Origin of the sequence: Streptomyces roseofulvus, from assembly GCF_039534915.1 — a bacterium.
GTDB lineage: Bacteria > Actinomycetota > Actinomycetes > Streptomycetales > Streptomycetaceae > Streptomyces > Streptomyces roseofulvus.
This window is the reverse complement of the sequence record NZ_BAAAWE010000001.1, coordinates 2,477,416-2,502,928: the sequence shown is the minus strand read 5'-3', so window position 1 is coordinate 2,502,928 and position 25,513 is coordinate 2,477,416. Positions and strand designations below refer to the sequence as shown.

At 72.6% G+C, this 25,513-nt stretch carries 25 protein-coding genes; 9 read left to right on the top strand and 16 right to left on the bottom strand.

From position 1 onward, the window contains the following. Positions 1-75: 75 nt before the first annotated feature. Positions 76-939: a 3-methyl-2-oxobutanoate hydroxymethyltransferase gene (gene panB / locus ABFY03_RS11510; RefSeq protein ID WP_319011848.1), complete on the bottom strand. Its 864-nt coding sequence runs from the start codon at positions 937-939 to the stop codon at positions 76-78. 228 nt (positions 940-1,167) lie between these two features. On the opposite strand from panB, the gene ABFY03_RS11505 reads away from it, so the two are divergent. The 4 genes from ABFY03_RS11505 to ABFY03_RS11490 all read left to right on the top strand — a co-directional run bounded on the left by ABFY03_RS11505 (position 1,168) and on the right by ABFY03_RS11490 (position 6,734). Further along, the gene (locus ABFY03_RS11505) at positions 1,168-2,781 is read left to right on the top strand and encodes an MFS transporter (RefSeq protein ID WP_319011849.1); all 1,614 of its coding nucleotides are present in this window, start codon (positions 1,168-1,170) and stop codon (positions 2,779-2,781) included. 632 nt (positions 2,782-3,413) lie between these two features. Continuing rightward, entirely contained in the window at positions 3,414-4,151 is a 738-nt protein-coding gene (locus tag ABFY03_RS11500) for a TetR/AcrR family transcriptional regulator (protein WP_346169840.1), read from the top strand. Between the two features lie 202 nt (positions 4,152-4,353). Beyond that, positions 4,354-5,367 carry an endonuclease/exonuclease/phosphatase family protein gene (locus ABFY03_RS11495; protein ID WP_386723541.1) on the top strand — a complete coding sequence of 338 codons (1,014 nt, stop codon included), beginning with the start codon at positions 4,354-4,356 and terminating at the stop codon, positions 5,365-5,367. Positions 5,368-5,486: 119 nt separating this feature from the next. Further along, complete coding sequence (locus tag ABFY03_RS11490; RefSeq protein ID WP_346169839.1) at positions 5,487-6,734, top strand: MFS transporter; 1,248 nt, start codon at positions 5,487-5,489, stop codon at positions 6,732-6,734. Here ABFY03_RS11490 and ABFY03_RS11485 read toward each other — a convergent pair. Then, positions 6,700-8,475 (bottom strand): NAD+ synthase, encoded by a 1,776-nt coding sequence (locus ABFY03_RS11485; RefSeq protein WP_346169838.1) that lies wholly within the window; start codon positions 8,473-8,475, stop codon positions 6,700-6,702. The genes ABFY03_RS11490 and ABFY03_RS11485 overlap by 35 nt on opposite strands. A 117-nt stretch (positions 8,476-8,592) precedes the next feature. On the opposite strand from ABFY03_RS11485, the gene gadC reads away from it, so the two are divergent. The 3 genes from gadC to ABFY03_RS11470 are packed head-to-tail and all read left to right on the top strand — an operon-like array spanning position 8,593 to position 11,670. Next, positions 8,593-10,074 (top strand): glutamate/gamma-aminobutyrate antiporter GadC, encoded by a 1,482-nt coding sequence (gene gadC, locus ABFY03_RS11480; protein ID WP_319011855.1) that lies wholly within the window; start codon positions 8,593-8,595, stop codon positions 10,072-10,074. Positions 10,075-10,087: 13 nt separating this feature from the next. Continuing rightward, positions 10,088-10,825: a DUF998 domain-containing protein gene (locus ABFY03_RS11475; RefSeq protein ID WP_346169837.1), complete on the top strand. Its 738-nt coding sequence runs from the start codon at positions 10,088-10,090 to the stop codon at positions 10,823-10,825. Beyond that, complete coding sequence (locus ABFY03_RS11470; RefSeq protein WP_346169836.1) at positions 10,822-11,670, top strand: alpha/beta fold hydrolase; 849 nt, start codon at positions 10,822-10,824, stop codon at positions 11,668-11,670. Before ABFY03_RS11475 ends, ABFY03_RS11470 begins: the two co-directional genes overlap by 4 nt. Here ABFY03_RS11470 and ABFY03_RS11465 read toward each other — a convergent pair. From ABFY03_RS11465 to ABFY03_RS11450, 4 genes are all read right to left on the bottom strand, one after another. Then, positions 11,655-12,074, bottom strand: coding sequence for a CBS domain-containing protein (locus ABFY03_RS11465; RefSeq protein WP_319011858.1), 420 nt, complete (start codon positions 12,072-12,074; stop codon positions 11,655-11,657). The two genes, ABFY03_RS11470 and ABFY03_RS11465, sit on opposite strands and share 16 nt — an antisense overlap. Positions 12,075-12,194: 120 nt before the next feature. Next, positions 12,195-12,830 carry a DUF305 domain-containing protein gene (locus ABFY03_RS11460; RefSeq protein WP_319011859.1) on the bottom strand — a complete coding sequence of 212 codons (636 nt, stop codon included), beginning with the start codon at positions 12,828-12,830 and terminating at the stop codon, positions 12,195-12,197. Continuing rightward, complete coding sequence (locus tag ABFY03_RS11455; protein ID WP_319011860.1) at positions 12,827-13,504, bottom strand: thioredoxin-like domain-containing protein; 678 nt, start codon at positions 13,502-13,504, stop codon at positions 12,827-12,829. The genes ABFY03_RS11460 and ABFY03_RS11455 overlap by 4 nt, the downstream gene beginning before the upstream one ends. Before the next feature lie 231 nt (positions 13,505-13,735). Next, positions 13,736-14,158 (bottom strand): hypothetical protein, encoded by a 423-nt coding sequence (locus ABFY03_RS11450; protein WP_346169835.1) that lies wholly within the window; start codon positions 14,156-14,158, stop codon positions 13,736-13,738. A 203-nt stretch (positions 14,159-14,361) separates the two neighbouring features. Between ABFY03_RS11450 and ABFY03_RS11445 the strand changes: the two genes are divergently transcribed. Continuing rightward, complete coding sequence (locus ABFY03_RS11445; RefSeq protein WP_030755173.1) at positions 14,362-15,723, top strand: glutamine synthetase family protein; 1,362 nt, start codon at positions 14,362-14,364, stop codon at positions 15,721-15,723. Positions 15,724-15,798: 75 nt separating this feature from the next. On the opposite strand, the gene ABFY03_RS11440 is transcribed toward ABFY03_RS11445, so the two are convergent. The 4 genes from ABFY03_RS11440 to ABFY03_RS11425 all read right to left on the bottom strand — a co-directional run bounded on the left by ABFY03_RS11440 (position 15,799) and on the right by ABFY03_RS11425 (position 19,894). Next, positions 15,799-17,064, bottom strand: coding sequence for a tyrosine-type recombinase/integrase (locus ABFY03_RS11440; RefSeq protein ID WP_346169834.1), 1,266 nt, complete (start codon positions 17,062-17,064; stop codon positions 15,799-15,801). An 82-nt stretch (positions 17,065-17,146) separates the two neighbouring features. Next, entirely contained in the window at positions 17,147-17,368 is a 222-nt protein-coding gene (locus ABFY03_RS11435) for a helix-turn-helix transcriptional regulator (RefSeq protein WP_346169833.1), read from the bottom strand. 178 nt (positions 17,369-17,546) lie between these two features. Continuing rightward, positions 17,547-18,737: a DUF3631 domain-containing protein gene (locus tag ABFY03_RS11430; protein WP_346169832.1), complete on the bottom strand. Its 1,191-nt coding sequence runs from the start codon at positions 18,735-18,737 to the stop codon at positions 17,547-17,549. Between the two features lie 197 nt (positions 18,738-18,934). Further along, positions 18,935-19,894, bottom strand: a complete 960-nt coding sequence (locus tag ABFY03_RS11425; RefSeq protein ID WP_346169831.1) for a bifunctional DNA primase/polymerase — start codon at positions 19,892-19,894, stop codon at positions 18,935-18,937. A 136-nt stretch (positions 19,895-20,030) separates the two neighbouring features. Here ABFY03_RS11425 and ABFY03_RS11420 point away from each other — a divergent pair, with 136 nt between their 5' ends. After that, the gene (locus ABFY03_RS11420; RefSeq protein ID WP_346169830.1) at positions 20,031-21,041 is read left to right on the top strand and encodes an SRA domain-containing endonuclease; all 1,011 of its coding nucleotides are present in this window, start codon (positions 20,031-20,033) and stop codon (positions 21,039-21,041) included. 19 nt (positions 21,042-21,060) lie between these two features. Here the strand turns inward: ABFY03_RS11420 and ABFY03_RS11415 are convergent, their stop codons facing one another. The 6 genes from ABFY03_RS11415 to ABFY03_RS11390 form a co-directional block, all read right to left on the bottom strand. Continuing rightward, positions 21,061-21,339: a hypothetical protein gene (locus ABFY03_RS11415; protein ID WP_346169829.1), complete on the bottom strand. Its 279-nt coding sequence runs from the start codon at positions 21,337-21,339 to the stop codon at positions 21,061-21,063. 8 nt (positions 21,340-21,347) lie between these two features. Next, a complete protein-coding gene (locus tag ABFY03_RS11410) occupies positions 21,348-21,848 on the bottom strand; it encodes a hypothetical protein (protein WP_346169828.1) in 501 nt (166 codons plus the stop codon). Between the two features lie 181 nt (positions 21,849-22,029). Next, positions 22,030-24,093, bottom strand: a complete 2,064-nt coding sequence (gene traB / locus ABFY03_RS11405) for a plasmid transfer protein TraB (protein ID WP_346169827.1) — start codon at positions 24,091-24,093, stop codon at positions 22,030-22,032. A 25-nt stretch (positions 24,094-24,118) separates the two neighbouring features. Then, positions 24,119-24,700, bottom strand: coding sequence for a plasmid transfer protein TraA (traA, locus tag ABFY03_RS11400; RefSeq protein ID WP_346169826.1), 582 nt, complete (start codon positions 24,698-24,700; stop codon positions 24,119-24,121). A gap of 17 nt (positions 24,701-24,717) precedes the next feature. Continuing rightward, positions 24,718-25,224 (bottom strand): hypothetical protein, encoded by a 507-nt coding sequence (locus ABFY03_RS11395; RefSeq protein WP_346169825.1) that lies wholly within the window; start codon positions 25,222-25,224, stop codon positions 24,718-24,720. A gap of 75 nt (positions 25,225-25,299) precedes the next feature. Next, positions 25,300-25,512, bottom strand: a complete 213-nt coding sequence (locus tag ABFY03_RS11390; protein WP_346169824.1) for a hypothetical protein — start codon at positions 25,510-25,512, stop codon at positions 25,300-25,302. Position 25,513: the final 1 nt, after the last annotated feature.

Genomic DNA, 25,513 nt, shown 5'->3' with positions numbered 1-25,513 from the left:
CGACAAACGGCCGACAGCCCGCCGACGGGCTGTCGGCGGGCTGTCGGTGGGGCTGCCGGCGGTGCGGCGCGGTGCCTAGTGGAAGGTGTGCTCCTCGGCGGGGAAGGCCCCGCCGGCCACGTCCTCGGCGAAGGCGCGGGCGGCGTCGCCGAGCGTCTCGCGGAGGTTGGCGTACTGCTTGCTGAAGCGCGGCACCTTGCCGCCGGTCAGGCCGGCCATGTCGGTCCAGACGAGGACCTGGGCGTCGGTGTCGGGGCCGGCGCCGATGCCGATGACCGGGATGTGCAGCGAGCGGGTGACCTCGGCGGCCAGCTCGGCCGGGACCAGCTCCAGGACGAGCGCGAAGGCGCCCGCGTCCTGGGCGGCCTTGGCGTCGCGCAGCAGCCGGTGCGCGCCCTCGTCGGAGCGGCCCTGCACCCGGTAGCCCATGGTGTTCACGGACTGCGGGGTGAGGCCGAGGTGGGACATGACGGGGATGCCGGCCTGGACCAGCATCTCGGTCTGCGGCAGCGAGCGCTCGCCGCCCTCCAGCTTGACCGCCTGCACGCCGGCCTCCTTGACGAGGCGGGTCGCGCTGCGCAGGGCCTGGACGGGCCCTTCCTGGTACGAGCCGAAGGGGAGGTCGCCGACGACGAGGGCGCGCCTGGTGCCCCGGACGACGGCGGCGGAGAGCAGCGTCATCTCGTCCATCGTGACGGGGACGGTGGTGTCGTAGCCGAGGTGGCAGTTGCCCATGGAGTCGCCGACGAGGATCACCGGGATGCCGGCCTCGTCGAAGACGGAGGCGGTCATGGCGTCGTAGGCGGTGAGCATGGGCCACTTCTCGCCGCGGACCTTGGCGGCGGCGATGTCGTGGACGGTGAGACGGCGCGAGCCCTTGCCCCCGTACAGCGTCTTCGTGCTGTCGGCGGACTGTTTCGAGGCAGCCTGAAGCGTCATGGTGAACGGCTCCTTGTGTCATCTCGAGGCGCCCTGACGGCGTCCCCGGACCACGTCCATGGTGGCACTTCGCCGGGCGGGCGGGGAAGTGGGGCGGAGTGGCGCTCTTCACAGGCGAACGTCTGTTCGCATCACGCCCGCGCGTGCTCCTTCACGGTGCGGCAAAGCCCTGGTCACGTTTTTCAATACGAGACGGGCCCGTTTCGAAATAGTCGTACAGTGGTGCGCATGCCAGAGTCGTCCGCCACCCCCGCCCCCGCGCCGCCGCGCGTCCCCGAGGCCGTCCACCGCCGCCGCTGGGCCGTCCTCGGCGTGCTGATGCTCAGCCTGCTGATCGTCGTCCTCGACAACTCGATCCTGAACGTGGCGGTCAGGACGATCTCGTCCCCGGCCCCCACCGGGCTCGGCGCCACCCAGAGCGAGCTGGAGTGGGCCATCAACTCCTACACGCTCGTCTTCGCCGGCCTCCTCTTCGCCTCCGGCCTCCTCGGCGACCGGCTCGGCCGCAAGCGGTCCCTCCTCTTCGGCCTGACCGTCTTCGGGCTGGGCTCCGCCCTGGCCGCCTTCTCCGGCTCCCCGGGCGAGCTCATCGCCTACCGGGCCGTGATGGGCCTCGGCGCCGCCTTCGTCATGCCCGCCACCCTCGCCGTCCTCATGAACGTCTTCGAGCGCGACGAGCAGCCGAAGGCCATCGGCATCTGGGCCGGCAGCGTCGGCCTCGCCATCGCGGTCGGCCCGATCACCGGCGGCGTCCTCCTGGAGCACTTCTGGTGGGGCTCGATCTTCCTGATCAACGTGCCGGTGGTGCTCCTCGCGCTGGGTCTGATGAGCTGGCTCGTCCCCGAGTCGAAGGACCCCGCGCCCGGCCGGATCGACCTGGTCGGCGTCCTCCTCTCGGTCCTCGGCCTGGTCCTCCTCGTGTACGGGATCATCCGCGGCGGCGAGCGGGCGTCCTTCACCGAGGCGGGCGTCCTCGTCCCGGTCCTCGCCGGTCTCGCCGTCCTCACCGCCTTCGTGCTGTACGAGAAGCGCACCGACCACCCGGCCCTGGACGTCTCGTACTTCCGCAAGCCGGTCTTCTCCGCCGCCGTCGCCGCCATCGCCCTGGTCTTCTTCGCCCTGATGGGCGTGACCTTCTTCTCCGCCTTCTACCTGCAGAGCGTGCGCGGCTACAGCGCCCTCGACTCCGGCCTGCTCCTGCTGCCGCTCGCCCTCGCCCAGATGGTCTTCGCGCCGCGGGCCCGGCTCGCCGTCGCACGCTTCGGCGCGCGGGCGGTCTGCGCGACCGGCATGGCCGCCGTCGCCCTCGGCCTCGGCGCCTTCGCCTTCTTCGACGCGGACACCCCGGTGTGGGTGCTGGCCCTGGTCTTCCTGGTGCAGGGCGCGGGCATGGCGCACATCATGCCGCCGGTCACCGTCGCGATCATGCAGACGCTGCCGCGGGAGAAGGCGGGCTCCGGCTCCGCGATCAACAACACCTTCCGCCAGGTCGGCGGCGCGCTCGGCGTGGCCGTCCTCGGCTCCGTCCTCTCCTCGGTCTACCGCGGCGAGATCGAGGGCCACCTCGGCGCCCTGCCGCCGGCCGTGCGCACCACGGCCGGCGAGTCCCTGGAGGCGACGCTCGCGGTGGCCGAGAAGCTGGGCGCGGAGAGCCTCGTCGCCCCCGCCCACCAGGCGTTCCTCGACGCGATGCACGTCACCGCCTACGCCTCCGCGGGGATCGCCGCCGTCGGCGCGGTGGTGGTGGCCGCCTTCCTCCCGGGCCGCACCCCGCCCGCCGCCGTCCCGCCCCAGGCCACCGCCCCGGAGACCCAGCAGCCCGCAGAACCGGCCCGCCCCTGACACCCGGCCCCCCGACCGGGACCGGAGGCCGCCGCCCAGCCAGCCAACGGAGGCCGCCGCCCGACCAGGCCACTGCCCCCCGGCCGGGCCTCCGGGCCACCGGCCCCGGCCTCCGGGCCGGCCTCCGGGCCCCGGCCTCCGGGCCTCCGGGCCACGAGCCTTCGGCCACGGGCCTCCGGCTACCGTCCACGGCCACCGGCCGTGGGCCACCGGCCGCGGGTCCCGGCCTCCGGGTCACGGGCCTCCGGGTCACGGGCCTTCGGCCACGGGCCCCGGCCTCCGGCCTTCGGCCACGGGCCACGGCCTTCGGCCACGGGCCACCGACCACAGGCCACCGACCACAGGCCACCGACCGCCGGCCACAGGCCACGGGCCCCGGCCTCCAGCCACCGACCACAGGCCACGGGCCCCGGCCTCCAGCCACCGGCTGCCGGCCACGGGCCTTCGGCTACCGGCCACGGCCACGGCCTCCGGTCACGGGCCACCGGCCACGGGCCACGGCCTCCGGCTCCGGCATCCGGGCCCCCGCGTCGGCACTGGGCCGGCCGCAGGGCTCGCGCCCGCCGGTTCCGGTGGCAGGCCGGGCGAGAATGGCGGAGGCAGCTTGCCCACCACGACGAGAGGCGACACGCGTGTCCTTGGCGGACGGCCAGAATCCCGGCGAGCCGACCGAGCCCGGCCCGCGCCCCCGCGCCGCCGGGCCGCAGGCCCCCGGGCCCGGCGAGGCCCCGGGGGCGGCCGCCCCCGCCGACGGGCTCCCGGCGTCGGCGTCCTGCCCCGGCGAGGGGCCCCGGCGGGGGCGGCCGCGGAGCGAGGGGGTGGAGCGGGCGGTCTTCGACGCCGTGATCGGGCTGCTGGAGGGCGGGGTCCCGCTCGGGGACATCTCCATCGAGCGGATCGCCCGGACCGCCGGCGTCGGCAAGGCCACGATCTACCGCCGCTGGGCCGGCAAGGAGGACCTCCTGGTCGAGCTGATCCGCTCCGTCGAGCCCCCGGACCCGGAGCTGCCCGGGACCTCGGTCCGCGACGACCTCGTGATGCTCCTGGAGTTCATGCGGCGGCGCGGGCTCGCCAAGCGGACCTCCGCGCTGCTGCGGAACATGTTCGCCCAGATGCAGAGCCACCCCCGGCTCTGGGACCAGTACCACCGCACCGCCATCGAACCCCGCCGCCGCCGCGGCATCGAGGTCCTGGAGCGCGGCGTCGCGACCGGCGAGGTCCGGGCCGACCTCGACCTGGAGCTGGTCAACGACCTCTTCGTCGGCCCGCTGCTGCTCCGTACCGTCCTCCAGCCCGACGCCGACCTGTCGCCGGACTTCCCGGCCCGCGTCGCCGACGCCATCCTCGACGGGGTCCGGCCGAGAAACTGACCCCGCCGCGACCCGCACGAATGTGCGCGTTCTGTCACAGCCCGCCCGTACCGGTCCGCAAGCGGAACCCCGTCACACGCCGTGGCCGTCCTTGGGGGAGTGCGCGGGGCCCCGCATCGCCTAGGGTCGGGACCGGGTCTCGGAGCACGGACGGCACGACGGCACGGCAAGGCGAGCGAGGGCAGCGATGGCGCGGGTGGACATGACGGGGACGGAGCACGGCGGAGCGGGAGGCGGGCGTCCCGGAACCTCCGACCGGTTCCGCTCCGCGCTCGGCCGCCTCCGCCGCGACCCCGGCATCTGGCGGCGCGGCATCCTGCTGGCCGCCGTGGCCGTCGCCCTCACCCTCCTCATGGCCCTGCACGCGCAGATCCCCAACCGGGTCGGCAACCTCGGCAGCCTCACCGAGACCTTCCTGCCCTGGCTCGGCCTCTTCGTCCCGGTCCTGCTCCTCCTCGCGCTGCTGCGCCGCTCCGCCACCGCGCTGATCGCGCTGCTGCTCCCGGCGGTCGTCTGGCTCAACCTCTTCGGCGGGCTCGTGGCCGACAAGTCGGCGTCCGGCGGCGACCTCACCGTCGCCACCCACAACGTCAACGCCGACAACCCCGACCCCGCGGGCACCGCCCGCCAGCTCGCCGCCTCCGGCGCCGACGTGCTCGCCCTGGAGGAGCTGAAGGCCGACATGGTGCCGGTGTACGAGCGCGAGCTCGCGGAGAAGTACCCGTACCACTCCGTCCAGGGCACCGTCGGCCTGTGGAGCCGGCTGCCGCTGCGGGACCCGCGCCCGGTCGACATCCACATGGGCTGGACCCGCGCCATGCAGGCCACCGTCGTCGCCCCCCAGGGCGAACTGCGCGTGTACGTCGCCCACCTGCCCTCCGTGCGGGTCAACCTCGACGCCGGCTTCACCGCCAACCAGCGCGACCTGAGCGCCGACGCCCTCGGCGAGGCCATCGCGAGCGACCGGGCCCAGCGGATCGTCCTCCTCGGCGACCTCAACGGCACCATGAACGACCGTGCCCTCAACGCCGTCACCGCGCAGCTCCGCTCCACCCAGGGCGCGGCCGGCGACGGCTTCGGCTTCTCGTGGCCGGCCTCCTTCCCGATGGCCCGGATCGACCAGATCCTGGTCCGCGGCGTCGAGCCGGTCTCGTCGTGGGCGCTGCCGGAGACGCGGAGCGACCACCTGCCGCTCGCGGCCCGCATCACGCTCTGACCCGGTGAAAGGCAGGCGAAACCTGCTCTTCATCCCCCCGAAGCCGGGAAGGACCGGCCGTCTGCGAGAATTTGTTTCGTAAGAAAACAATCCCTCGCACCCGGAAGGGTCTCCCACCCATGCCCGTGGCCCTGCTCGCCCTGGCCATCTCCGCTTTCGGCATCGGCACCACCGAGTTCGTGATGATGGGCCTGCTGCCCAACGTCGCCGGCGACCTCGGCACCACCGTCCCCACCGCGGGCCACCTCGTCTCCGCCTACGCCCTCGGCGTCGTCGTCGGCGCCCCGCTGCTCACCGCCCTCGGCTCCCGCGTCCCCCGCAAGCGGATGCTGCTCCTGCTGATGGCCCTCTTCACCGTCGGCAACCTCGCCTCCGCCCTCGCCCCCGGCTACGGCTGGCTGCTCGCCGGCCGGGTCCTCGCCGGCCTGCCGCACGGCGCCTTCTTCGGCGTCGGCGCCGTCGTCGCCGCCCGGCTCGTCCGCCCCGACCGGCAGGCCCGCGCCGTCGCCACCATGTTCCTGGGCCTCACCGTCGCCAACATCCTCGGCGTGCCCGCGGCCACCCTCCTCGGCCAGCACCTCGGCTGGCGGGCCACCTTCCTGGTCGTCGCCGTCATCGGCCTGGCCTCGCTCGCCGCCCTCGCCCGCCTGGTCCCCGAACTCCCCGTCGACGAGCGCCAGGGCCTGGGCCGCGAGCTGCGCGCGCTGGGCCGCCCGCAGGTGCTGCTCGGCCTGCTCACCGCCGTCTTCGGCTTCGCCGGCGTCTTCGCCGTCTACTCCTACCTGGCCTCCATGACCACCGAGGTGATGGGCTTCGGCGAGTCCACCGTCACGATCGTGCTCGCCCTCTTCGGCATCGGCATGACCGCCGGCGCGCTCGCCGCCGGACCGCTCACGGACCGGGCCCCGCGCCCCACCCTGTACGGCTCGCTGGCCGCGCTCGCCGTCACCCTGGTCGCCTTCCGCTTCACCGTCCACGTGCCCTGGCTCGCCCTGGTCACCGTGGTGGTGCTCGGCGCGGTCGGCTTCATGACCACCACCCCGCTGCAGATGCTCGTCATGGAGAAGGCGAAGGACGCCCCGACCCTCGCCTCCGCCTCCAACCACTCCGCCTTCAACCTCGCCAACGCGGGCGGCGCCTGGGCCGGCGGCGCCGCCATCGCCGCCGGCTGGGGCTGGACCTCCCCGGCCCTGGTCGGCGCGGCCCTCGCCGCCGCGGGCCTGGCGATCGCCGCCCTCGCCGGCCTCCTCGACCGCCGGGAGGACCGTACGGGCAACGCGAAGGGGGCCTCGCACGTCGTCGCGCGAAGCCCCCTCGCCGGCGAAGCCCCGGTCAGGACGCCGGTGTCTCCCGCCAGCGGTTCGTGATCGGGAGCCGCCGGTCCTTGCCGAAGCCCTTCGCCGAGATCTTGGTGCCCGGCGGGTACTGGCGCCGCTTGTACTCCGCCGCGTCCACCATCCGCAGCGTCCGGGCCACCAGTTCCGCGTCGAAACCGGCCGCCACGATCGCGTCCCGGCCCTCGTCCCCGTCCACGTACAGGGCGAGGATCCGGTCGAGCACCTCGTAGTCCGGCAGCGAGTCGGTGTCCACCTGGCCCGGGCGCAGCTCGGCGCTGGGGGGCTTCACGAGGGAGTTCTCCGGGATCGGCGGGGTCTGCCCGCGCTCCTCGGCGGCCCGGTTGCGCCAGCGGGCCAGCCGGAAGACGTCCGACTTGTAGACGTCCTTGATCGGCCCGTAGGCGCCGACGGAGTCGCCGTAGAGGGTCGAGTAGCCCACCGCCAGCTCGGACTTGTTGCCCGGGGCGAGGACGAGGTGGCCCTCCTGGTTGGAGATCGCCATCAGGGTGGTGCCGCGCAGCCGCGACTGGAGGTTCTCCTCGGCGAGGCCGGTGAGCTGCAGGGAGGCCATGTACGCGTCGAACATCGGCCCGATCGGCACCGTGCGGAAGTGCAGGCCGGTCCTGCGGGCCAGCTCGGCCGCGTCGCCCTTCGAGTGCTCGGACGAGTACTTCGACGGCATCGACACCCCGTGCACCCGGTCCGCGCCGAGCGCGTCGCAGGCGATCGCGGCGACCAGGGCCGAGTCGATGCCGCCGGAGAGGCCGATCACCACCGAGCTGAAACCGTTCTTCGCGACGTACGCCCGGAGGCCGATGACGAGCGCCGAGTAGACCTCCTCGTCGTCGTCGAGCCGCTGCGCGTAACCGCCCGTCAGCTCCGCCTCGTACGGCGCGACCGGCTCGCCGGCCTCCCCGGCGAGCACCGCCCGGTCGATCCGCAGCCCGTCGTCCACCACCGTCCCCGGCGCCGGGGCGTCCGGGTCGGCGGCCGGCAGGTCCAGGTCGAGGATCACGCTGCCCTCGGTGAACTGCGGGGCCCGCGCGATCACCTCGCCCGCCGCGTCCACCACGATCGAGTCCCCGTCGAAGACCAGCTCGTCCTGCCCGCCGGTCGACGCCAGATAGGCGGTCGTGCAGCCGGCCTCCTGGGCCCGTTTGCGGACCAGCTCCAGCCGGGTGTCGTCCTTGTTCCGCTCGTACGGCGAGGCGTTGACCGACAGCAGCAGTCCGGCCCGGGCGGAGCGGGCCGCCGGCACCCGGCCGCCCTCCTGCCACAGGTCCTCGCAGATCGCGAGCGCCACGTCGACGCCGCGCACCCGCAGCACCGGCAGGGTGTCGCCCTGCACGAAGTAGCGGAACTCGTCGAAGACGCCGTAGTTCGGCAGGTGGTGCTTGGCGAAGCGGAGCACGGCCCGGCCCCGGTGCAGCACCGCCGCCGCGTTCTCCGGCGAGCCGGCCGGGCGGCCGAGCCGGGGCACCGCCCGCTCGGTGCGGTCGAGATAGCCGACGACGACCGGCACCTCGCCGAAGCCCTCGTCGGCGAGCCGCTCCGCGAGCGCGGTCAGCGCCGCCCGGGAGGCTTCGACGAAGGACGGCCGCAGGGCCAGGTCCTCGACGGGGTAGCCGGTCAGCGCCATCTCGGGGAACGCGACGAGGTGCGCGCCCTGTCCGACGGCGTGCCGGGTCCAGTGGACGATCGCCTCGGAGTTCCCGGCGACGTCCCCGACGGTCGAGTCGATCTGATTCAGCGCGAGGCGTAGTCGATGCACGCCTCCCACTCTAATCGTCAAACCGACGCTATGTCCTGGGAACCGCGCCCGACCGTGAGTGGAGGAACCGTTTCACCCCGACATGCGAAGTACGTCCGCGCCCATGATCATGGGCCCATGACGACCACTGACGATCCGGCGGAGTCGGGCCGGCCCGCCACGACCGAGGACGCGGCGGTCCTCCAGGACGACGGCACCAAGCGGCAGTTCATCTCCTGGCTGACGCTCGCCTTCATGACCACGGCCTCCGTCGCCTCCCTCCGGCCCGCGCCGACCATGGCCATCTACGGACTCGCCGCGGTCTTCCTCTACCTGCTCCCGGCCCTCGTCTTCCTGCTGCCCACCGCCCTCGTCGGCGCCGAACTCGCCTCCGGCTGGTCCGGCGGCATCTACCGCTGGGTCAGCGAGGCCCTCGGCAAACCGCTCGGCTTCCTCGCCGTCTGGTGCCAGTTCGCCATGACGATCGCCTACTACCCGAGCCTGCTCGCCTACGTCGCCTCCACCTTCGCGTACGTCATCGACCCCTCGCTCGCCGAGAACGGCCTCTACGTCGCGATCGTCATCGTCACCGTCTACTGGTCCGGCGTCTGGATCTCCTCGCGCGGCACCAGGGCCATCGCCGGCCTCTCCTCCTTCGGCCTGATCGTCGGCACCCTCGTCCCCGGCGTGCTCCTCGTCCTCCTCGGCCTGGTCTTCCTCGGCCAGGGCAACCCCTCCGCCCAGCCGATGAGCGCCGACCACTGGCTGCCGCCGTGGACCGGCCTCGCCAGCCTCGTCCTCATCGTCAACAACTTCCTGTCCTACGCGGGCATGGAGATGAACGGCGTCCACGTCTCCTCGCTGCGCGAACCCAAGCGCGAGTACCCCAAGGCGATGTTCCTGGCCACCGGACTCGTCCTGCTGATCTTCATCCTCCCTGCCCTCGCCATCGCCTGGGTCATGCCGTCCGAGCAGCTCAGCCTCACCGCCGGCCTGATGCAGGCGTTCCAGGCGTTCTTCGAGCACTTCTCCATCGGCTGGATGACCCGCGTCGTCGGCGTCATGCTGGTCTGCGCCGCCCTCGGCGGCATGCTCACCTGGCTCTCCGGACCCGCCAAGGGCCTGGTCCTGCTCTCCCGCCAGGAGGGCTACCTCCCGCCCGCCTTCCAGAAGTTCAACAAGGCCGGCTCCCCGACCGGCATCATGGTCGCCCAGGGCGTCATCACCACCCTGATCGGCATCCTGTACGCCTTCAGCGACTCCGTCTCCAGCTCGTACTGGATGTTCTCCGTCATCACCGTGCAGATCTACCTGATCGCCTACCTGCTGATGTTCGTCGCCGTCGTCAGGCTCCGCCGCACCCGGCCGGAGGTGGAGCGCGGCTTCCGCGTCCCTGCCGTCACCTGGGTCGCCTCCGTCGGCTTCGTCGCCTCCGTCCTCGCCCTCGTTATCGGCTTCGTCCCGCCCGACCAGTTCGACGGCGAACCCCTCTGGCGCTACCTGCTGATCGTCGGCGGCGGCCTCTTCGTCCTCGGCATCCTCATCCCGGTCCTGCTCCTCAGGTACCGCAAGCCCTCGTGGGTCCACCCCGACCACCGGGAACCTTCCGGCACTCCCTGACGTCTGACCCCGTATGCCCGGAAAGGTCACGCGCGCGTCCGCCGTCCTGCTGCTCCTGGGGGCGCTCGCGTACACCGCCTGGGCCCTCGAAGCCGTCGTACGGACCGGTCTCGACCCGGTCCGTGCGTACGTCTCCGAACTCGCCGCCGCCGACCAGCCCTTCGGCGTCCTGTTCCGCGCCGCCGACCTCGCCGCCGGACTCCTCGTCCTCGCCGGCGCCGCCCTCGGCCTCCGCGCCGCCCGCGTCCGCGCGGTCCCCGAACCCGGCGTCCCCCGCTGGGCCCGCACCGACCCCGCACCCGCCGGCCGCCGCCCCTGGCTCCTGGCCGGCTGGTCCGCCCTCGCCCTCTTCGGCGCCGCCACCGCCGCCGACTCCCGCCTCCCGCTCAGCTGCGCCGCCACCGCCGACCCCGGCTGCGCCGCCCGCGAGGCCGCCGGACTCGTCCCCGCCACCCACACGGCCCACGCCGTCAGCTCCGGCCTCGCCATGACCGGCGCGCTCGTCGCCATGATCGCCCTCACCGTCGCCGCCCGCCGGTACGGCCTCTGGCCGCCGCTGGCCCGCACCGGACCCGCCCTGCTCGCCCTCGCGCTCACCGCCACCGTCTGGACCCTCGCCGCCGTCGCCGCCTTCGAGTCCGGCCACGGCGGGTGGGCCCTCGGCGCCGCCCAGCGCCTGCAGGTGCTGCTCGTTGCCGTCTGGACCGGCCTCCTTGCCGTCTCGGTCGCCAGGGAAGAGGCACGCACGTGACGTTCGTACGGATCGGAGGCCTCGCCCACCACGTGGCCGTCGACGGACACGGCCCGGTCTGCGTGCTCTCCGCCGGACTCGGCCTCGGCTGGTTCGACTGGGACCCGGTCGTCCCGCTGCTCGCCCCGCACCGCACCGTCGTCCGCTTCGACCGGCCCGGCCACGGCCTCTCCCAGGGCACCACCACGCCCCCCAGCCCGGCCGGCGAGGCCGACCGGATCGCCGCCCTCCTCGACGCCCTGCGGCTGCCCGGGCCCGTCACCGTCGTCGGCCACTCGATCGCCGGCTTCCACGCCGAGGCCTTCGCCCGCCTCCACCCCGACCGCACCGCCGCCCTCGTCCTCGTCGACTCCTCCGTCGAGGAACACCCCCGCCCCGGCCGGCTGGGCTGGACCGTCCCCGCCGGGACCGCCCTCACCGCCCTCGGCCTGCCCGCCGCCCTCGGCCCCGCCCTCCGCCGCCTCGCCGTCCGCCCGTCGCCCGCCACCGCCCTCGACCGGGACGCCTCGCGCCGGCCCTTCCCGCCCACCCCGCCCGCCGAGGTCCGCCGCGTCTACCGCACCTCACGGGTCTGGCGCGGCGCCCTGCGCGAGAACGCCTCCTACGGCTCCGTCGCCACCGCGCTCGCCGCCCTCCGCCACACCCGCCCGCTGCCCCCCGGCCTCCCCGTCACCGTCCTCGCCGCCCCCGACGGCTCCGCCCGCTGGGAAGCGCGCCAGCGCGCACTGGCCCGGCGGCTCGGCGCCCGCTACGAGGCGGCCGAGCCGTCGGGCCATCTGGTCATGCGGGACGACCCGGGCACGCTCGCCCGGGTCGTCCTGGAGACGGGTCAGGAACCGGCGTAGACGCTCGCGCAGAACGCCTTCAGCTGCTCGTCCGAGAGCTGCTGGGCCAGGTCGGCCTCACTGATCATGCCGACCAGCCGCTTGTTCTCGATCACCGGCAGCCGCCGGATCTGGTGGCTCTGCATCTCCTCCAGGACCGCGCCCACGTCGGCGCCCGCGTCGATCCACCGCGGAGTGCCCTGGGCGAGCGAGCCGCAGGTCACCTTCGCCGGGTCGTGGCCCATCGCCACACAGCGGACCACGATGTCGCGGTCGGTCACGATGCCGCACAGGCGTTCGTTCTCGTCGGCGACGGGAAGCGCCCCCACGTTCAGGTCGCGCATCAGCTGCGCCGCGCGGTCGAGCGTCTCGTGTTCCGGGATCCACCGGGCTCCCGGGTGCATGATGTCCTTCGCCGTGGTCATGGGGTGCGTACCTTTCGTCGAGCGTCGTTGCGCGTACGTCCCCGAGCGCCTTCATTCTGCGGGCACGCGTCGGCCCCCGCGACCGCGGCGGGTCACGGGGGCCGGGGGAGCGTGCCGGGCTCAGGCGGTCGCGCCGCGCTTGCGGAGCATGTCCGCCATCAGCGCGATCTCCGACTCCTGGGCGTCGACCATGCCCTGCGCGAGGTCCCGCTCGATGTCCACCGAGCACTTCTGCACACAGCCCTGCGCCATGTGCACCCCGCCCTTGTGGTGGGCGGTCATCAGCCGCAGGTAGAGGATCTCGGCCTCCTTGCCGGAGGCCTTGCGCAGCGCGTCCAGCTGGGTCCGCGTCGCCATGCCGGGCATCAGCGCGCCGTCCCGGGACGCGGCGTCGCCGGTGACCGGCATGCCCATCCAGGTCATCGGCGCGGTGCCCGACTCGACCTTCGGCAGGCCCCACACGTCGAGCCAGCCCAGCATCATCCCGCGCTGGTTGGCCTGGGTGTTGGCGATGTCGTACGCGAGCCGGCGCACCGACTCGTCCTCCGTCCGGTCGCGGACGATGAAGGACATCTCGACGGCCTGCTGGTGGTGGACCGCCATGTCCCGGGCGAAGCCGGCGTCCGCCGAGGCGGAGTCCGGGGTCCGGGGCGCCTCCTCGCGCTCGGCCGAGGCGACCGTGACCGCGCCCGCGGCGAACAGCACCGAGAGGGCGACCGCGGTCACCGCCGCGTACCGGGTGCGGCGGGCGCTCACTGGCCCATCCCCGCGCCGCCCGCGCCGTCGGCGCCGACGCCGCCGGTGCAGGCCGCGCCCGGCTCGGGGGTCTGCGCGCCCTGCACGTACTTGGTGAAGAAGGCGTCGACGCGCGGGTCGCTCGCGCTGTCCACGGTGACCTGCTTGCCCCAGGCGGAGAGCATGATCGCGCCGGACTGGTCGTCGACCGGGCTCATCAGCGTGTAGGGGGTGTCGGAGACCTTGTCCTTCAGCGCCTTCACGTCGGCCTCGGCGGCCTTCTTGGTGTACGTCACCCAGACGGCGCCGTGCTCCAGCGAGTGGACGGCGTTCACCTCGGGGACGGCCTTGTCGTAGACGTCGCCGTCGCAGTTCAGCCAGACCGGGTGGTGGTCGCCGCCGACCGGCGGCTTCATGTCGTACTTCACGGCCGTCTCGACGTGGTTGCGGCCGAGCTTCTTCGCGTCCCAGGTCTTCTCGCCGGCGATCGGGGCCTTGGCGGCGGCCTCCTTGGCCTCCTCCTCGTCGGCCTTCTTCATCAGCACGAAGGTGCCGAAGCCGACGAGGCTCAGCACGACGACGGCGGAGACGCCGATGGTGAGGAAGCGGTTGCGGCGCTCGCGGGCCTGCTCGGCCCGGCGCATCTCCTCTATTCGGGCGCGGCGGTCGGCGTTGGCGGAACGGTTGGCGGCCATGGTGATGTCGTCCTTCTGGGAAAGAGAAAACAGGGGGGTGTCGTCGTTCGGGGGGAGGCCGGGACCGGCCCAGGCCGTTTCTTTCGGATCAGGCCGGATCAGGGAGCGGCGTCTGGTGCGTGCGCTCGCAAGGCGGAGGAGGGAGTCAACGCGGAGCGTTGGCGACCGACGACAACGCCGCGAGGGTGCGTGCCAGGCGTCGCGAGCCCGGCGTGATCCGGAAGAGACGGCCTAGGTCCGGAGAACCTGAAGGACGTGCAGGTCCGGGGCGCGCGGCCGGACCCCCGGGCCGCCCGCCGCACCGTCGCCGGCGCGCGCGTCCACGCGCGGCAGCCGGTCCTCCGCGTGCAGCGGCGGATCGAGGGGCGGGGCGCTCAGCACCGCGGGGGAGAGCGACGGGAAGAGGGAGCAGTCGCCCCGGTCGTACGGGCACACGTACGCGGCCCGGCCGGGCCCGGGGACGGGGGTGGCGGCGGGGCCCGGGGAGGCCGCGGCGGCCGTGCCGGCGGCCCGGTCGTGCCCCGGATGGCCGCCCGGTCCGCCCGGACCGCTCCCCAGACAGACGAAGAGCGCGGCGAGGAGCGTCGCCACGGCACTCACCAGTGCCATGGGACGCGCGTGCCGGTACGGGCGTTCGAGCCGCAGGGCTCCCATGGGCGCAGATCGTAGTGGGCGGGAGGGCTCCGTGGGCCGAACGGGGTACGACTTCCGGAGGTCCTCGGTTACCTGTGTCACACCCGGACAGGCAGTATGGGTGTGCAACGTGCGCGAAACCATGTGGTGGGATGCTCAGGTGCCCCCCGATGTACCCGAGGCGGTGGGAGCAGGCGGCCTGACCAGCGAGGATGGGTGTGGAAATGGACAAGCAGCAGGAATTCGTGCTCCGTACGCTCGAAGAGCGCGACATCCGCTTCGTGCGCCTCTGGTTCACCGATGTGCTCGGCTTCCTGAAGTCGGTCGCCGTCGCCCCCGCCGAGCTTGAGCAGGCGTTCGACGAGGGCATCGGCTTCGACGGCTCCGCGATCGAGGGCTTCGCACGCGTCTACGAGTCCGACATGATCGCCAAGCCGGACCCGGGCACCTTCCAGATCCTGCCCTGGCGGGCCGAGGCGCCGGGCACCGCCCGGATGTTCTGCGACATCCTCATGCCGGACGGCTCCCCGTCCTTCGCCGACCCGCGCTTCGTCCTCAAGCGGGCCCTCGCGAAGGCGTCCGACCTGGGCTTCACCTTCTACACCCACCCCGAGATCGAGTTCTTCCTGCTGAAGGACAAGCCGCTGGACGGCTCCCGGCCCACCCCGGCCGACAACTCGGGCTACTTCGACCACACCCCGCAGAACGTGGGCATGGACTTCCGCCGCCAGGCCATCACCATGCTGGAGTCGATGGGCATCTCGGTCGAGTTCTCCCACCACGAGGGCGCCCCGGGCCAGCAGGAGATCGACCTCCGCTACGCCGACGCGCTCTCCACCGCCGACAACATCATGACCTTCCGCCTGGTCATGAAGCAGGTGGCGCTGGAGCAGGGCGTCCAGGCGACCTTCATGCCGAAGCCGTTCTCGGACTACCCGGGCTCGGGCATGCACACCCACCTCTCCCTCTTCGAGGGCGACCGGAACGCCTTCTACGAGTCCGGCGCCGAGTACCAGCTCTCCAAGGTGGGCCGCTCCTTCATCGCGGGCCTCCTCAAGCACGCGGGCGAGATCTCCGCCGTCACGAACCAGTGGGTCAACTCGTACAAGCGCATCTGGGGCGGCTCCTCCCGCACGGCCGGCTCCGGCGGCGAGGCCCCCTCGTACATCTGCTGGGGCCACAACAACCGCTCCGCGCTCATCCGGGTCCCCATGTACAAGCCGGGCAAGACCGGCTCCTCCCGCGTCGAGGTCCGCTCCATCGACTCGGGCGCCAACCCGTACCTGACCTACGCCGTCCTCCTCGCCGCCGGCCTCAAGGGCATCGAGGAGGGCTACGAGCTCCCCGCCGGCGCCGACGACGACGTCTGGGCGCTCTCCGACTCCGAGCGCCGCGCGATGGGCATCGAGCCGCTGCCGCAGAACCTCGGCGAGGCGATCGCCCTCATGGAGAAGTCCGAGCTGGTCGCCGAGACCCTCGGCGAGCACGTCTTCGACTTCTTCCTCCGCAACAAGAAGCAGGAGTGGGAGGAGTACCGCTCCGAGGTCACCGCCTTCGAGCTGCGCAAGAACCTGCCGGTGCTGTAAGTGCAGTTCAGGGCGGGTAGCCCCTGGAACTGAGGCTGAGGGCCGACGGTCGTGAACCGTCGGCCCTCAGCCGTCCTACTCGGCCGGGGCCGTCCCTGGGCCGTCAGACGTCGAACCGGGGCCCTCGTAGAGGCCGTCCACGGCCCGGCGGGCCCGTCCGTCGCTGCTCGGCATCAGGTGCGTGTAGACCCGGAGCGTGAACCCGGGGTCGCCGTGACCGAGGTACGAGCTGAGCGCCTTGATGTTCTCGCCGGCGTCGAGGAGGACGGACGCGTAGAAGTGCCGCAGCGCGTGCATTCCGTGCTCGCGGGCCGCCTGGTGACGCGCGCCCTCCTCGGGCTCCGGAATCACGCCGGCCTGGACGAGGGCGAGTTTCCACACGCGGGTGTTGAAATCGGTCCGGCGCACGGCGCCGCCGCCGGTGAGCGAGAAGTACAGCCGCTTCGTGACGAGCGGCCCGTCCGGCTTCAACCACGGCAGGGAGACGTCGACGGGCGGGAATTCCTCGGCGTGCTCGCGGAGAACGCGGGCGACCTGGCGGGGGAGCGGGACGTCCCGCTCCTTTCCACGCTTCGGCGGGCCGAAGACGAGATGCCCGTTGACGACCTTCACCTGATTCGCGATGTGGAGCCATCCGGTGTCGAACCTGACATGTTCCTCCGCCAGTCCGAAGATCTCGCCCTGACGGAGACCGCAGCCGCCGCCGATGTCGACCATTGCCTGATAGCGCTTGGGGAGCGCCGAACGGATGGCGAACACCCGCTCCGCCGTCCACGGCCTCACCCGCGGCTCGACCGGGGCCGGCGGCCGGACCGAACGCGACTTGCACGGGTTCTTGGCCAGCAGTTCGTCGTCCACGGCCGCAGCGAGCACGGCGGAGACGCTGGCGAAGATGACCCGGCGATACGAGGACACGGGAAGGGCCTTCTCCAACGCCGCGAGCCACTCGCGGATGTGCTCGGGCCGGAACGAGTCAATCGGCCGCGTCCCGAGGTACGGGAACGCGTGCAGCCGGAGGTGGACGTCCACCGTCGTGCGCGTCGTGGGGTCCGTCGTCTGGGAGGCGAGCCACTTCTCGCCGTACTGCCGGAACGTGATCCGTCCGGCGGAGGGATCGATGTACTGCCCGCGGCTCATGTCGGCCTCGATGTTGGAGAGCCACTTGTCCGCGAGGCGCTTCTGCTTGTCCGGGAAGCTCTTGGACTTCTCGGTGCCGTCGGGACCGATGTAGCGGGCCCGGTAACGGAGTCCGAGGCCATAGCGGTCGGTCCTGACCCGGCGCTCCTTGCCGTCGGCGTCGATCTCGGTTTTGTACCAGCGGTCCTGGACATGGCCGGCCATGGGTGGGTGCGGTTCCTTTCGGCGTACGGGAAAGGCCCGTGCCGCCCCGCGAAGGGAGAGGCACGGGCCGGTGAGGGACGGTTCAAGCGGCGGCGTCGAGCTCGCTCTGCTCAGCGACCCACGCCTGGACGGCGACGGGGTCGTAGCGGACGTGGCGGCCGACGCGGAATCCGGGCGGGCCGGTGCGCTGCTTGCGCCAGTGGTAGACGGTCTCGATGGGCACCGAGAACATCGAGGAGATGTCCTCGGGGGTGAGGTAGCGGTCGGGGAGTCCGGACCGCAGGGTGGATACGGCGGATGCCACGTTGGCTCTCCTCTGGCTTCGGGCTTCGGCCCCATACCTGTCAGGTCCGCTACTTCTGCTACCTCCGCTACCGCCCTGGTCAGGGGCATGATCAGGGGTAGCGGATGGGGTAGCGGTAGCGGATGGATGCGCTACCGGCCCCGGCGCGGGCGGCCGGGGCGGGTAGCGGGGTAGCGGATCAGGTAGCGGACGTGAAGAGGTTTTCCGCTACCGTTTCCGGCTCGCTGACCTGCGGGGTAGCGGTGGTAGCGGAAGTAGCGGCCCTCAGGAGGACAGGGGGGCAGTAGCGCTCCCAGGCGTCGTACAGATCGGCCGAGTAGTACCCCTTCAGCACGGCGCCGGCGGTCTTGATGTTCCGGGCCTTGATGGGGGTGTTGTCGGTGGTCATGTACTCCCCGAGCATCTTGGCCAGTCCCCGGGAGTCGAGGGGGCGGCCGGCCATGTCAGCCCAGGGGGCCTCCTCCAGCGCGCAGAGCCGGTCGAGGATGGCGACGGTGGGGAGGCGGTCGATGCCGACCATGACGTGGTCGCGGAGGTCGGTCAGCAGCCGGATGCCGATGGAGCCCTTGTCGTCGGCGCGGGCGGCGTTGACGAGCTCAACGCATGCCTCACGGGCCCGCTTGGGCCAGTCGCCGCCGGCGGCGTCCGCGACGGCGAGGAGGGGCTCCCACACGTCGGCGGCCCGGTCGGTGACGCCGTCGGGCATCTCGGGCCAACGTCCGGCGATGTCCTTGTGGACCTGATCGGCCCACTGGGCGAGCCGATCGCGCAGCTTGTTGCCCTCGGCCTCGTGGAGGCGGGCGCGGAAGGGCTCGACCTTCTCGTTCCGGGCTCGGCGGCGCATGCGGATGATGACGGAGCGGGTCGTGATCGTGTCCGGGAGACCACCAAGTCCGGCGACGGCGACGGCGCTGTAGGAGGGGAACTCGACCACGGTCTGGTTGCCGCCGTCCCCGACGCAGCGGTAGGTGACGCCGGAGCGGCGGTGTCCAGCGTTGAGGAAGCCGCGTAGCTCCTCGTTGTCGCCGGCCTTGGGGCCGAACACGGTGTCGATCTCGTCGTAGAGGATCGTCGGCCGTCCGGCAGGGTCGGACACGGACCGGAACAGGGCGGCGGCCCGCGCGTTCACCGCGAGCATCGGCCGCGGCACGAGGGTCTCGACGACCTCCAGGGCGCGGGATTTGCCCGAGCCGGGCTCCGGGGAAAGGAACGCGATCCTGGGGGTGGAGTCGAACGCGTCGAGGAGATGGGCGTGGGCGTCCCAGAGCGCGACGGCGACGTAAGCGCCCTCCCGGGGGAAGACGTTGAACCGGCGGTGGAACGCCTCCACCTCGTTGAGCAGGGCGGCGCCGTCGATGGGCTCGGGCATGCGGGTGTCCCTCCGTGTGAGTTCGGGGGCGGGGCTGTGGTCGGGGTGGTCGGCCGGTTGCGGGTCAGGGCTAGAAGGGACGCCTTCGGCGACGACCTTCTCGGCGCCCACCGCGTCGGTCGGCGGCGCCGGTGCGGCGACCGCGGGCCGGTGCGTGGTGGCGGTAGGGCTTTTCAGGGCAGGGGATTCGGGGTGGCTCATGCGGCGGCCGGCCGCGGGCGAGCGGTGCGGATGGACCAGTCGAGCGCGCTGCGGATCGTGGCGCGGCACTCGGACGCGGACAGTCCGGCCGCCTCCCCCACCGCCTGAAAAGCCTCCTCGGCCACGTGCCGGGGGATGTCGCCCCACGCGACGAACCGCCCCACCGCGCGGGCGGACGCCAGCAACTGCGCGTTCCGGCGCCCCTTCTCGGCCGCCCGGACGGCGGCGGTCTCGCGCTCCAGCGCCACCTCGGCGGCACGGGACCCGCCGCCGAGGACGACGACCGGAGCCGGGTTCGCCGTACGGACGGGCCCGCGCGGGGCGGTGAGGGCGCTGTGGAGCCAGTCGGGCAGCGGGACCGGCGGGCGGCCGTCGAGGATCTCGTACGTGCCGTTCGGGGTGCTGCTGCCAGGGGCGACGACGTACCCGCCCCACCCGCGGGTGTCGACGTGCTTGGCGAGCCGCCCGGCGGTGTTGCCGAGCCGGGCTCCGTCGGGCTGGGTGAAGTACAGGTGCATGCCGCCGCGAGCGGTCCGGACGCGGTGGGTGAGAGGGACGGCGTGTCCGGCGCGCTCGCAGAGCGCTTCGAAGTTGGCGACGCCGTCAGGCGTTCCCTCCTCGTCGTCCGCCTTGAGCGTGTCGAGGTCGACGACGAGGAGACCGGACGGGCCGGTGGCGATGCCGACGTTGTAGGGGGCGTGGGTCCACGCCGCGACGAGGAGGTCGGGGTCGGTGGTGGCCCGCTGTTCCGGGGTGCGGTGCCCGGTGGCGCACCGGCCGGTGCGGGGGCAGTCGCGTTCGGGGTGGCCGGCGGGGCGCTTGTCGCGGGGGCGGAGCGGGAAGACGTGCCAGCCGCGTTCGGCGGCGGCGATCGCGTGGGCGAGCAGGCCCAGGCCGGGGATGTCGATGGGCGGCAGATCGCCGCCCGCTGGCCCGCTGCGGTGCGGTTGAGTCATGCTGGATTCCTCCAGTTCGGTGTAAGCGGGCTGGTTCACGAGGGCGGCCCCAGGCTTTGGCGAGACGGGGGCCGCCCTTCGTGCTGCGACTGAAAGCTGTGAGAGGTGTCAGAGGGGGCGCGTAGGGTCTTCGGCTATGAAGACGACCTTTGAGCTTGTGCCGGGGATGTTGACCACGCGCGAGGAGATCGCAGCGGCGTTCGGCTGCGGGACCTTCCAGGGCATCGAGCCGGCCGTGGCAGCGAAGAAGGTGATCGTCTACTCCGATCCGGCCGCGGGCGAGGCGTTTGGCTACACCTTCGACGGGCGAGCCGAGGACGACGAGTACGGGCCGCTGTACCTGTACACCGGCTATGGAAAGTCGGGACACCAGGAGCTGAAGAGCAGGAACAGGTCCCTGCACGACCACGCCGCAGCCGGCCGTGACGTGCACCTCTTCGTGGCTCATGGCAAGGTGCCGGGCTCTGGACAGACGCAGCAGCGGTATATCGGGCAGATGGTCGTCGACCCGATCACCCCGTACGTCACCCGGACCGGCATTGGCGAGGACAAGAAGAAGCGGACCGTCCTGGTCTTCCGCCTGCGTCCGGCCCCTGGTACGACGCCGGTGTGGCAGGAGCAGGACTGGCTGCACGCGGCCGCGGACACGACTCTCGAAGAGATCGACGTGCCTTCGCCGCCGGCCATCCCGAGCCAGACGAGCGTCAAGACGAAGAACTCTGAGCAGTTCACGGTCTCTCAGACGGTCGCCAATGTGGCTGGGGGGCCGAAAACGGTGAACCTCCGCGAAGGGCTGCTGGTCGAGGCGTTCAAGAAGCACCTCGTTGCGGCCGGCCACCAGCACAAGACGTTCCAGATCACGATCGCGGGAGAGCCGGGCGCGTTGACGCCGGATCTCTACGACGTCACCGACCACGTGCTGTATGAGGGCAAGGGGCTCACCACCCGGCACAACATTCGGCTCGCACTCGGCCAGTTGATGGACTACCGGCGCCACGTGGAAAAGTTCGAGGGCGATGGGCTTCGCGTGGCTGTACTTCTGCCGAGCGAACCGAGCTCCGACCTGAAGGACTTGCTGGCCTCGCAGGGAGTCCACCTCGTCTACCAGTCGGAGACCGGCTTCGTCGGCTTCCCCCTGGCGTCCTAGGAACCACGCCTAACTCGGGCTAGAACGGCGGTTCGTCGCTGTAGTCGTTGCTCCACGGATCGACGTGGGGCTGTCGGCGGCGGGGAAGGCGCGGGATCGGGAGGAGGGCCCAGCGGCGGTCCTCGTCCCAGCACGGGCAGGGGTCCCACTCCGTTCCGGCGTACTCGCCGGTCTCATAGTCGCCGTAGTCCCGGTTGTGTCCACCCTCGCCGTCGCAGTTGGGGCAGTTGGGGCGTGGGGTGTCGGTCAGGATGAGGGTGCGGCGAGGCCAGTGGGCGACGCGGATGCGTAGGCGCACGAGACTCCTCAGTGGTGGTTGATGGTGCCGTTGGCGCGGCCGAAGAGGCCGGTGGAGGTGATGTTCTGGGTGATGTGGGTGGTCGTCCGGACCGATCCCCCACCCCCGCTGTTGCCGGTGAGGGTGCGGCGGGCGGTGCGCAGGGCGAGGGGGACGGCGATGACGGCGGCGACGACGAGGGCGGCGGCGGACCACAGGGCTTGGCTCATGGCGATGAGTCCCGGGGCGGCGTAGGAGAGTCCGATGCCGGCGGCGGCGGTGCCGCCGCCGACGGTCGGCGCGAGGAGCGCGGTGGTCTTGGCCCACGCCGGAACCGACCCGACCGGACGGGCGGGGGTGGCCGGGGTGGGGGTGAGGGTGTAGCCGGTGACGATCCGGCCGTCGGGGAGCTGAACGGACGTGACCGCGGGGAGCCCGGCCGGCGCCGTGGGGACGACGGCGTGGGTGGGCGTGGGGATCGGGATGGGGTGGTGGATGAGGGGTGCCGGGGTGTGGGTGTGGTCGGGCATGGCGGGGCCCTTCTCGGGGTGTGGGGCGGGCCCGCGACTCGGGTGTCACGGGCCCGCGTGCCGGGGTGTCACGGCGGTGTCAGGGGGATGTCAGGCTGGGGTGTCAGGGCGCGTGACACCCGCTCCCGCCTAAGGGTTTGGGTGTCACGGGCCCTGACGGTGTCAGGGCGTCACGCGGGTGTCAGGCGGCGGCGAGGGCGGGGACGATCCGCCAGCGGCCGGTCTGGTTGGTGGGTTCCAGGCGGCCGTCGAGGGCGGCGTCCTTGAGGCGGGCGGAGATCCACGGGCGGCTGTAGCCGTGGGTCTCGCACCAGTCGGAGAAGTCCTTCGGGCCGACGATCATCCGGCCCGCCGTCTCGAACTCCTCCAGCGCCTCCTCGAAGAGCACCCGGGCCTCCTCCGGGGTGGGCTTGTAGCCCTTCTCCTGTCCGAAGAGGGGGGCGTCGTCGCCCGCTTCGTCGCCGGGCAGGTCGGCGTCGGGGTCGATGGCGTCGTCCTCCGCGTCGAGCCACGTGCCCTCGGTCATCTCCTCGCCTTCCTCGACGGTGTCCACCGCCGTCAGGTGCGGGGCGGTGGTGGAGGCGACCGCCAGGCCGTTGTGGGTGTGGTGGGTGCGGTGGGTGTAGGCGTTGCCGACGGTCGCCTCAGCAGCCTTCACGGTGACCGGGTCGACGGGGGCGCCGTGGGCGGCGGCCCAGTCCGCCAACTCCTCCATCACGTCCATCGAGCGAGTCGTGAACTGCCGGGTCCGCCCCGGGGCGGGGTAACGGTCCTCCGGGATACCGGCGGAGACCAGGTAGCAGTAACCGGGGCGCCGGTTCCCCCACGCGCCCGGATGGGCGCCGGCGTCCAGGACCGATTCCGGCAGGGCGAACCCTTCGTCGCGGGGGTCGCAGCCGAACGCGAGGACGGAGGGCAGGGAGGCGCGGGTGCTGGTGCTCATCTGGTCGTAGCTCGGGCGCTGGAGGGAGACGACCAGGGAGACGCCGGCCGCTCGGGCCTCCTGGGCGATGCCGGTGAACGCGTCGTCCCCGAGCGCGCGGAGGGTGTTGGCGGCCTCCTCGAACCAGGCGACCAGGAACGCCATGCCCTCGCAGCCGCACGCGCTGCCGTCGGGGCGGCAGGAGTGCGCCGGGTCGGTCTGCCGGCCTGCGGCCTGGACGGTCCACTGCCGGTAGCGGTGGGCGCCCAGCCAGCGGGTCCGGGCGGGGATGACGGCCTGGAGCGCCTCCACCATCGCCTCCGTGCCCGCGCCGCCCTCCTCGGCCCAATCGAACGCGGGCAGGAGCGGCCGGAAGTCCTGGAAGGACTTGGGGTCGGACAGCCACACGTTGACGTCGGTGCGGGAAACGATCTCCGTGAGGACGTTGAGGGCGCCGTCGCCCTTGCCGGACCCGGTGCCGCCGGCGATGAGGAGGTGGGTGGCGTTGCGGCCCTGCTCGGGGTCTCCGGGCAGCCACAGCATGAGCGGGGAGCCGTCGTCGTACCGGCCGATAACCAGCGGATCCGCGATCGACCCGCCCAGGTTGGACGGGCCGTCGTACTCGACGACCTCGCCGAGCATGTCCTCGGGGACGATGACGAGCTCGCCGCGGCGGGCGGAGTCGGCGTTGGGCATGAACCGCAGCGCCGTCGTCGGCAGGTCCAGCGCGGACGCGAGCCGCGGCAGGACCTTGGACACGTCCTCGGTGGTCTGCTCTCCGGGCTCCAGCGCGATCTGCGCGGTGACCCGGTTCGGCTCGATCTTGGTCGCCCCGATCGCCGCGCGGGCCAGACCCACCTTCTCCAGCAGGCCCTTGTCCCCGCCACCGGCGGCCGGGGAGTCGTCGGTGCGGCGCATGGCCAGGCGCACGTTCCACGACAGCGCCAGCACCGGCCCGCCCATCAGGAACAGGTCGTCCAGCGGCCCGGCGGTCGGCCCGGCCAGGCAGGCGGCGGTCAGCCACGCCGACCCCGCCGCCACCGTGATCGCGGAGTGCAGGCGGCGCTGCTGTGAGGTGTTGCGGCCGATCCACCACGTCGCCCCCGTCAGGGCAACGGAGGCGAGCGTGAGCCCGGCGCCGGCAGCGGCGCTGTCGGCCCACCGCAGATTGCCGAGGACTCCGGCCAGGCCGGTTCCGGCGACCCCGAGCCACGGCGGCAGGTGCGGCTTCGCCCGGTGGAGCAGGTAAGCCGTGATCGTCCCGCCGGTGGAGCCGCCGTGGTCGTCGAGTACGTCTATGGTCGTGTGCTTGCGTCCGGCCATGACCGGACCTCCCTTCCGACTCGGATTACTGCTGAACCCAGTTCATGCGCTGCTGAGCGCGGGGGCGGGCGTGGTGGCGGACGCGGTTGATCTCCTCGCGGTACTCCTGCTGGAACGTGGAGTAGGTGGCGGCGGCGAGCTTGGCGGCGTTGCGCAGCTCGTCGGCGGACTTCTGGAGCTTGCGGGCCACCTTCGCGGCCCGGATCCGGGAGCCGCCGATCCGGCCCTCCGGGTCCGGCACCGCCGCCAGCACGCTCTTCAGGATCTCCGCGCCCATGGCGACCTCGATCGACAGCGCGACGGCGGTGGCGCGCAGGTGGTTGCAGTAGGCGCGGACCTGCGCCGGGGAGCTGAAGTCGGGCTCAGGCATGAGGGCCTGCGGGTGCGGCCGGCGCCCACCGCCGCCTCCGTTGCCGTTGACGGTGGTGCGGTTGACGTTGACGTTGACCGGCGGGATGAACGAGCCGCCCATCGCGCCGACGAACCCGCCCACGGCGGCGCCGGCGTTGGCGAACTTGTCGGACTTGTTGCCGCCGCCGTTGCCGTTGGCGCGGTTGGTGTTGGTGCGGGTGGTGCGGCGGGCGTTGGGGTTCGGGATCTGGGCCATGACGGGGTCTCCTCAGGTCATTTCGAGCGGCGGACGACGAGCCAGAACACCTGCACCGCGAGGGTCAGCCCCGCCCACGTCCAGGCGAGCGGGACGGTGAGCGGGCCGTAGTGGACCGTCGCGGCCGCCCAGCCGAGGGCGAGCGCGGTAAGGACGGCGGCGGTCAGGAGACGGCCGGGACGCTCCCCGACCCGCGCCGGGTGCTTGGCCCGCACCCACGCCAGGGCCAGCAGCGGGACCAGGGCGGCCGGGGCGAGGACGTAGACCATCCACGGCGCGACCGCGTGAACCACGGCCGTCAGGACGTAGGCGAGGACGGCATAGCCGGTCGGCGCCCACGCGGCGCGGTGCTTCCACGCCCAGCCGCCGGCCGCTCGGGCGAGGCGGAACGACAGTGACGGGCGGGGCTCGGAGACGAGAACGACGACCGGCGGGGCGTTCTTGGCGCCACGCTGGGTGGGGATGCGGACGGTGGTGGCACCCGGGGGCACCTGCACCGTGCGGGGACGAGAACGACGAGACACGGGATGCACTCCCTTGCACGAGCGGACGAAGGAGGCCGCCCCAGAGAAGGTGGGGCGGCCAGGGAAAGGTGCAGGTCAGAGCGTGTTGGGCTCCAGGGAGAAGAACACGACGGTCGCGTCCTGCAGGTGCGGGTAGATGGTCAGGGCGTGCCGGCGGATCGAGCCGTAGGCGTCGAGGCGGGTCTCCCCGACGGCCGGGTTGTACGTGCCGGTTACCGTGCCCTGACCACGGCTGGTGGACAGGGTCAGCACGTACATCAGCGAGCCCTGCGACTGGGCGTTCTGCACG